This is a genomic window from Haemophilus sp. oral taxon 851 str. F0397 (genome assembly GCF_000242295.1).
Classification (GTDB): Bacteria; Pseudomonadota; Gammaproteobacteria; order Enterobacterales; family Pasteurellaceae; genus Haemophilus.
The window spans coordinates 1-3403 of sequence record NZ_JH591068.1 but is presented as its reverse complement, the minus strand read 5'-3'; the positions used below and the strand labels follow the sequence as shown (position 1 = coordinate 3403).

The following is a 3403-nucleotide window of genomic DNA, read 5'->3' as shown; positions in this document are numbered from 1 at the left end:
ACTGTTCTTTAAAAAATTGGAAACAAGCTGAAAACAAGAGATTTTCGAGAGAAAGTCTGAGTAGGCAAAATGGGAAAGTAAAAAGAGGGAACTGAGAAGGAAACTCTGAAAGCAAACCTGTTTTGTGATAAATCTTGATTGAACAAAAGCGATCAAGTGTTTAGTTAAATGAAAATACGCATCAAATTGACCGCACTTTGAAGTAAAAACTTAAAGTGATTGAAAACATTTGAGGTTGTATAGTTAAGTGACTAAGCGTACAAGGTGGATGCCTTGGCAATCAGAGGCGAAGAAGGACGTGCTAATCTGCGAAAAGCTTGGATGAGTCGATAAGAGGCGTTTAATCCAAGATATCCGAATGGGGAAACCCAGTAGATGAAGAATCTACTATCACTTACTGAATCCATAGGTAAGTGAGGCAAACCGGGAGAACTGAAACATCTAAGTACCCCGAGGAAAAGAAATCAACCGAGATTTCGTCAGTAGCGGCGAGCGAAAGCGAAAGAGCCTGTTAATGATAACAGCAGAGATAGAGGAATAAGCTGGGAAGCTTAGCGACACAGGGTGATAGCCCCGTACTCGACATCCAGGCTGTGGTACTAAGTTAACGAGAAGTAGGGCGGGACACGTGATATCCTGTTTGAAGATGGGGGGACCATCCTCCAAGGCTAAATACTCCTGATTGACCGATAGTGAACCAGTACTGTGAAGGAAAGGCGAAAAGAACCCCGGTGAGGGGAGTGAAATAGAACCTGAAACCTTGTACGTACAAGCAGTGGGAGCCCGCAAGGGTGACTGCGTACCTTTTGTATAATGGGTCAGCGACTTATATTTTGTAGCGAGGTTAACCGAATAGGGGAGCCGAAGGGAAACCGAGTCTTAACTGGGCGTCTAGTTGCAAGGTATAGACCCGAAACCCGGTGATCTAGCCATGGGCAGGTTGAAGGTTGGGTAACACTAACTGGAGGACCGAACCGACTAATGTTGAAAAATTAGCGGATGACTTGTGGCTGGGGGTGAAAGGCCAATCAAACCGGGAGATAGCTGGTTCTCCCCGAAATCTATTTAGGTAGAGCCTTGAGCGGACACCTTTGGGGGTAGAGCACTGTTTCGGCTAGGGGTCCATCCCGGATTACCAACCCGATGCAAACTACGAATACCAAAGAGTGATACTCAGGAGACACACGGCGGGTGCTAACGTCCGTCGTGGAGAGGGAAACAACCCAGACCGCCAGCTAAGGTCCCAAAGTCTATATTAAGTGGGAAACGAAGTGGGAAGGCTTAGACAGCTAGGATGTTGGCTTAGAAGCAGCCATCATTTAAAGAAAGCGTAATAGCTCACTAGTCGAGTCGGCCTGCGCGGAAGATGTAACGGGGCTGAAATATAGCACCGAAGCTGCGGCATCAGTAGCAATACTGTTGGGTAGGGGAGCGTTGTGTAAGCGGATGAAGGTTAATCGAGAGGTTGGCTGGACGTATCACAAGTGCGAATGCTGACATAAGTAACGATAAAACGGGTGAAAAACCCGTTCGCCGGAAGACCAAGGGTTCCTGTCCAACGTTAATCGGGGCAGGGTGAGTCGGCCCCTAAGGCGAGGCAGAAGAGGGTAGTCGATGGGAAACAGGTTAATATTCCTGTACTTGGTAAAGCTGCGATGTGGGGACGGAGTAGGTTAGGTTATCGCACTGTTGGATATGTGCGTTTAAGTTGGTAGGTGGGAAGTTTAGGCAAATCCGGACTTCCTTAACACTGAGAGATGATGACGAGGCTCTACGGAGCTGAAGTAACTGATACCACACTTCCAGGAAAAGCCACTAAGCGAAAGGCTTTACTAAACCGTACTGAAAACCGACACAGGTGGTCAGGTAGAGAATACTCAGGCGCTTGAGAGAACTCGGGTGAAGGAACTAGGCAAAATAGCACCGTAACTTCGGGAGAAGGTGCGCCGGCGTAGATTGTAGTCCCTTGCGGGCGAAGGTTGAACCGGTCGAAGATACCAGCTGGCTGCAACTGTTTATTAAAAACACAGCACTCTGCAAACACGAAAGTGGACGTATAGGGTGTGATGCCTGCCCGGTGCTGGAAGGTTAATTGATGGTGTAATCGAAAGAGAAGCTCCTGATCGAAGCCCCAGTAAACGGCGGCCGTAACTATAACGGTCCTAAGGTAGCGAAATTCCTTGTCGGGTAAGTTCCGACCTGCACGAATGGCATAATGATGGCCAGGCTGTCTCCACCCGAGACTCAGTGAAATTGAAATCGCCGTGAAGATGCGGTGTACCCGCGGCTAGACGGAAAGACCCCGTGAACCTTTACTATAGCTTGACACTGAACATTGAATTTTGATGTGTAGGATAGGTGGGAGACTTTGAAGTAGGAACGCCAGTTTCTATGGAGTCGTCCTTGAAATACCACCCTTTAACGTTTGATGTTCTAACGAAGATTGCGGAACGCGGTCTCGGACAGTGTCTGGTGGGTAGTTTGACTGGGGCGGTCTCCTCCCAAAGAGTAACGGAGGAGCACGAAGGTTTGCTAATCACGGTCGGACATCGTGAGGTTAGTGCAATGGTATAAGCAAGCTTAACTGCGAGACAGACAAGTCGAGCAGGTACGAAAGTAGGTCATAGTGATCCGGTGGTTCTGAATGGAAGGGCCATCGCTCAACGGATAAAAGGTACTCCGGGGATAACAGGCTGATACCGCCCAAGAGTTCATATCGACGGCGGTGTTTGGCACCTCGATGTCGGCTCATCACATCCTGGGGCTGAAGTAGGTCCCAAGGGTATGGCTGTTCGCCATTTAAAGTGGTACGCGAGCTGGGTTTAGAACGTCGTGAGACAGTTCGGTCCCTATCTGCCGTGGGCGTTGGAGAATTGGTTGGGGCTGCTCCTAGTACGAGAGGACCGGAGTGGACGCACCACTGGTGTTCCGGTTGTGTCGCCAGACGCATTGCCGGGTAGCTAAGTGCGGAAGAGATAAGTGCTGAAAGCATCTAAGCACGAAACTTGCCAAGAGATGAGTTCTCCCAGGTTATAAACCTGTAAGGGTTGTTTAAGACTAAGACGTAGATAGGTGCGGTGTGTAAGTGATGTGAGTCATTGAGCTAACGCATACTAATTGCCCGAGAGGCTTAACTATACAACGCTCAAGTGTTTTTGGAAAACAGAGTGAAAGAAAAAGAAATTAACTAAACGTTCAGCTTGTGGCCAATAAGAACGCGTGAAAGGTCGAGTAAGTACTGAGTAGCGAAAGATAAAAGAGAAAAGACGAGTTATCAAAGAATTATCCTGGCGGCGATAGTGCGGTGGAACCACCTGACACCATACCGAACTCAGAAGTGAAACGCTGTAATGCCGATGGTAGTGTGGGGCATCCCCATGTGAGAGTAGGGCACCGCCAGGTT

2 rRNA genes are annotated in these 3403 nt (G+C 48.6%); both read left to right on the top strand.

Annotated elements, in window-relative coordinates:
- Positions 1–241: 241 nt before the first annotated feature.
- Positions 242–3138, top strand: a 23S ribosomal RNA gene (locus tag HMPREF9096_RS07170).
- A 148-nt stretch (positions 3139–3286) separates the two neighbouring features.
- Positions 3287–3402 (top strand): 5S ribosomal RNA (gene rrf / locus HMPREF9096_RS07175).
- Position 3403 lies beyond the last annotated feature (1 nt).